Raw genomic sequence first — 4,304 nt, 5'->3', positions numbered from 1 at the left:
GAGGCAGGGCTGTTTAATTCTTTGGCATAAATTGTCAGATCAATGGGATTGAAAGGAAGGTGGGGTGCTGGGGAGAGGTTTTTTTTGAGGTTAAAAATCCCTATCTCCCTATCTCCCTATCTCCCTACATCCCTACCAATCACATTTTAGTCGGACAATGAAACAGCGCTGTTTTGATAGTCCTGAATAGGACCGAAAAAATTCACCAGCTCTTTTCTGTAGATTAGCTCCAGGTCATGGAATCAAGTTTGGTGCCAGTTCAAAAGTGAGGGGATTTTTTTATTGGTATTAATTTATACACAAAAAATACAAAAGTTATACGTTTTATACGTTAGCGCTAACGCGATCGCAATCATCAGATTTGCAAACTATAAATATCAGTTAATTTACTTAACGTGATTTTACTGACAGCTCAGGCTATGATCGAGTTAGTCACACAATTAGTAAACCAATTAGTTACAGACTACAGTCAATTAATTAATTCAAATAACTAGGGCGTCTATAACATGAACATAACTAAATTTTTAAGCAGTGGATTAGTTTTAGGGTCTATAGTTTTGGGAGCAGTAGGACAAGCCCAGGCAGCTGATATCGTCAAGTCCTGGTTAGCCGATGAAGCTCATAGCAACCCAGACACATATTGGTCAGGACATGCTTTCTGGTTACCTGAGTTGGACTCAGGGAGATTTGTATTTGACACTTCAGGTATCTTTAATGAATACGATGATGGGAGTGCTAATTTGTTGGGTACCATCGTTTCCGAAAAAGATGATACTAAACAATGGGAGGTTGATATTTGGTTCGAGAGCACACCAGAACCTTGGGGAGGACCTAAAAAGGAACTACCGAAGTCTGAATACGTAGAAAAAGGTGGCCCCGTCGATACTAGTAATTGGCGCTACTATAACATGGATGAAACTCGGGCGACCTTAAGTGGCCTAGGTTTCTACGATGGCAAGGAACTGAATCTTTACCAAAGACCTGAAAATGGTAAATACGCCTTCCAGGTTGGGGTTGGAGCTAATGGCAAAAACACTAACTTTGGTATGTCTGGCTGGCTAGGTGCTACGGGTTCTTTTACTCTTAGCAATGCTGATATTAATGTTGATCTAACTCTGGATCCTAACCATCCTTCCAATTCTCAACCTGTTCCTGAACCCATGACAATGGGCTTGTTCAGCCTAAGCTTGCTGGGATTAAGTGTGACGTCATTAAAGCGCAAGTCTAAGGAATTGGTCTGACCTAGGAATTTTAAAGATTCCCGGATTTTTTCGTCGGCATAGCTGATTCAACCAGTTCTCTGTAGGAACTAGACCACTTTCTCGTAGTCTGTTCCTTTTTTAGGTTTTGTGGTAAGCATTCAGCTATCAGCTATCAGCTGTCAGTTCTCAGTTCTCAGTTCTCAGTTGTGACTTGGCCACTGACAAGTTTCTAGTTTCTAGTTTCTAGTTTTAAGTGACTATCAACCAAGAAGGATAAGTAGTAAACTGGATAGGTTATAAAACTAGTAAGCTCAAACTATTAATCTCAAAAGATTAAATAGTACATTAACTCAGATGTCAGCTGAGGATTAAGCTCAAGGCGTCGTTGAAGGTCAGCCAGATTACGGTATGGGCCACCATCAAAGCGATTTTGCATGATCGCTCTAGCTAAAAACAAGTCCACTGCTGGAATTTTCGTCAACTGTTCTAGAGATGCGGTGTTAGGGTTGACTAGCCCAGGCGTTACTAAACTCTCAGCATCGTAGTAACAAAATCTCAAAATTGGTTGCAAGGGTGTCAGACGTTGTACTGACCAACCTAGGGCAGCGGCCAAATCTTCTAAGCAGCAAAATTGCACACCGCTGCTGGTGAGTTCAAAAAGCGTCCGCGCCTGATGGATAGATATCCCTGGCAATCTCAGCCAATCATCCACACCAGCTTGATTCACATCAATGGTGAGCCCCAATTTGGCAGCTACAGCAATTTCTTCTGTGGATTGTAGCCGATAGTAGGGGTCACGCTTCAGCCTATGCTGAATTGATTGCTGATTTGGGTTTTGTCGAGTCTTGGGTGATAGCCAATCAAAAATTGCCATGAAACTCAAGCAATTAGGTCAAGTAATTGACGACGTTTTTGTTCAAATTCATACTCAGACACTAGTCCCTCCTGACGCAGGCTGTCTAGCTGTCTTAGGGCATCGGCAATTTCCCCTACCTTGGCTGGGTCAATCCCAGCCGATGGATTCTCTGAGGAAGATACTGTAGACTCAATACCGAGGTTAAAATTGAGGTCAAACTGATCTTGACTTTGTAGTAAATACCACACCCCCTCTATAGCACTAGCAATGCGAGGAATGGGTGTCCAACACAGGAGTAAGTACATTACTCCCCAGAAGGGTTGTCCGAGATAAAATTTGTGTAATCCACAAACGGGGAGCACTACCCCACTCAATGCCAGTAGGGAAGCGACTTTACGGCTTTTTGGCTTGCTCAACATACTTGCTTTGACCCGCGTTGAATAGCTTGGTGGAGATCCAAAAACTTTCAATCCTATGTTCCTATAATAATTACTTATCTCAGAGTCGAAACTTAGAGGTTACAGGTTATAGGTTGTTCCCGTAGCGTGGCCTTTTGGCCAAGGTTAACAGGTTACAGGTTAATAGGTTGAAGGTTCAACGGTCTAACCTTCAACGGTCTAACCTTCAACGGTCTAACCTTCAACGGTCTAACCTTCAACGGTCTAACCTTCAACGCTCCAACCTACCCTACAACGAACGCCTTGGGCGAACAACTGACTAATCTTCAACGGACTAATACGGAAAACCGAATTTTGTCCAGGTTTGACGCTACATTAAAATGTGATTAGAAGCGGCGATTGAGTACAACCAAACCGGTTGACAGGTAAGAGCAATGGGTTTTTTTGATTCGGAAATTGTCCAAAAAGAGGCAAAACAGCTGTTTGAAGATTACCAAGAGCTGATTAAATTGGGCAACGACTATGGCAAGTTTGACCGTGAAGGCAAAAAGATTTTCATCGATCAGATGGAACAGATGATGGAGCGCTATCGTATTTTTATGAAGCGCTTCGAGTTATCCGATGACTTCATGGCTCAGATGACCATAGAGCAGCTCAATACTCAGTTAGGTCAATTTGGGATCACCCCTCAGCAGATGTTTGACCAGATGAACATGACATTGGAGCGGATGAAGTCAGACCTAGAGAAGCAATTGTAGTCAGGAACGCCCTTGGTGGGGGTGGGTATACATGGACATCTGCCAAGACAGCTGAGAGCTTAGGGTCTTAGGCTCAGGATTGAGAGTGCCTTAGTAAGGAGCCGCCAATAATGACGGCTGATATCCCTAATTTATCTAGAATTTATCTAGATCGAGGACGCTTAAATTTTGAGGGTCGAGGGAAGTATCTCACTGGCTCGTTCCGCAAAGCGTAAGCCATAAACCTCCGCCAGATCGGTGCGGCATAGCCACCACCTGTTACCCCTCGCCCAAGGGGTCGGTTGTTGTCTCGACCAATCCAAACTGCGGTAGCCATCTGGGGTACATATCCCACAAACCATACATCTCGCTCTGAAGAGGTTGTTCCTGTCTTACCCGCCGCCTGACGCCCTATGTAGGCAGATTTTCCGGTACCTCCGTTAATTACACCGGTTAGGGTATGGTTAAGGGAAGCAACCGCCCATTGATCTAGCACCAGCTTAGGCTTAGGGGTATTATCTAGCAGCACATTGCCTTTACTATCGGTCACTCGGACAATTAAGGTAGTGTCAGAGTGCCAGCCATTATTGGCAAAAGTAGCATAGGCTCCTGCCATTTCCAATGGTGTTACCCCAACTGACCCTAGGGGTAAGGATAGCACCGGTTGCATCGGACTCTTAATCCCAAGGGTCTTAACCACATCAACGACTTTATCAAGTCCCACTCTCCTGCCAATCTTCACCGCTGGCACATTGCTCGATTGAACAATTGCGGTGCGAATGCTCATGGCACCAGAGTAGCCACCACCATAGTTTTTGGGTCTGTAATAGCCTCTACCATCTCGATAACGAACGGGGGTATCGTAAACAGTGGAACGGGGGGAATATTTACCTGTGGCAAAGGCAGTATAGTAAACAAATGGCTTAAAGGATGACCCAGGCTGACGTCGAGCTTGAGTAGCACGGTTGAATTTGCTCTTTTCATAGCTGTATCCCCCGACTATCGCTTTCACAAAATGGGTACCTAGAGAGGGAATATCTTAAAGATATTAAATTTATTGGTTGTTGTGATCAAAAACCTTTTCTATGCTTTCCACCTGCCTATAGTAGAC

The 4,304-nt window shown here is 44.1% G+C and carries 5 protein-coding genes and 1 pseudogene; 3 read left to right on the top strand and 3 right to left on the bottom strand.

Translation table 11 applies throughout. The features are described from left to right. The first annotated feature begins 506 nt into the window (after positions 1–506). Positions 507–1,241, top strand: a complete 735-nt coding sequence (locus tag F6K20_RS26385) for an SP85-like N-terminal domain-containing protein (RefSeq protein WP_287250715.1) — start codon at positions 507–509, stop codon at positions 1,239–1,241. A 286-nt stretch (positions 1,242–1,527) separates the two neighbouring features. On the opposite strand, the gene F6K20_RS26380 is transcribed toward F6K20_RS26385, so the two are convergent. Beyond that, on the bottom strand, positions 1,528–2,076 hold the full coding sequence (locus F6K20_RS26380; protein WP_008185217.1) for a ComEA family DNA-binding protein: 549 nt from the start codon (positions 2,074–2,076) through the stop codon (positions 1,528–1,530). 5 nt (positions 2,077–2,081) lie between these two features. Further along, positions 2,082–2,477 (bottom strand): NINE protein, encoded by a 396-nt coding sequence (locus F6K20_RS26375; RefSeq protein ID WP_008185215.1) that lies wholly within the window; start codon positions 2,475–2,477, stop codon positions 2,082–2,084. A 134-nt stretch (positions 2,478–2,611) separates the two neighbouring features. Here F6K20_RS26375 and F6K20_RS26370 point away from each other — a divergent pair, with 134 nt between their 5' ends. Continuing rightward, positions 2,612–2,779 (top strand): pentapeptide repeat-containing protein, encoded by a 168-nt coding sequence (locus F6K20_RS26370; protein WP_081431903.1) that lies wholly within the window; start codon positions 2,612–2,614, stop codon positions 2,777–2,779. A gap of 111 nt (positions 2,780–2,890) precedes the next feature. Beyond that, complete coding sequence (locus F6K20_RS26365; protein ID WP_008185214.1) at positions 2,891–3,214, top strand: DUF1825 family protein; 324 nt, start codon at positions 2,891–2,893, stop codon at positions 3,212–3,214. Positions 3,215–3,356: 142 nt separating this feature from the next. Here F6K20_RS26365 and F6K20_RS26360 read toward each other — a convergent pair. After that, positions 3,357–4,214: pseudogene (locus tag F6K20_RS26360) on the bottom strand (transglycosylase domain-containing protein); the annotation flags it as partial. Positions 4,215–4,304: the final 90 nt, after the last annotated feature.

The organism is Moorena sp. SIO2C4, from assembly GCF_010672485.1.
Classification (GTDB): domain Bacteria; phylum Cyanobacteriota; class Cyanobacteriia; order Cyanobacteriales; family Coleofasciculaceae; genus Moorena; species Moorena producens.
The sequence above is the reverse complement of the archived record's forward strand: the minus strand, read 5'-3'. Positions and strand labels throughout refer to the sequence as shown.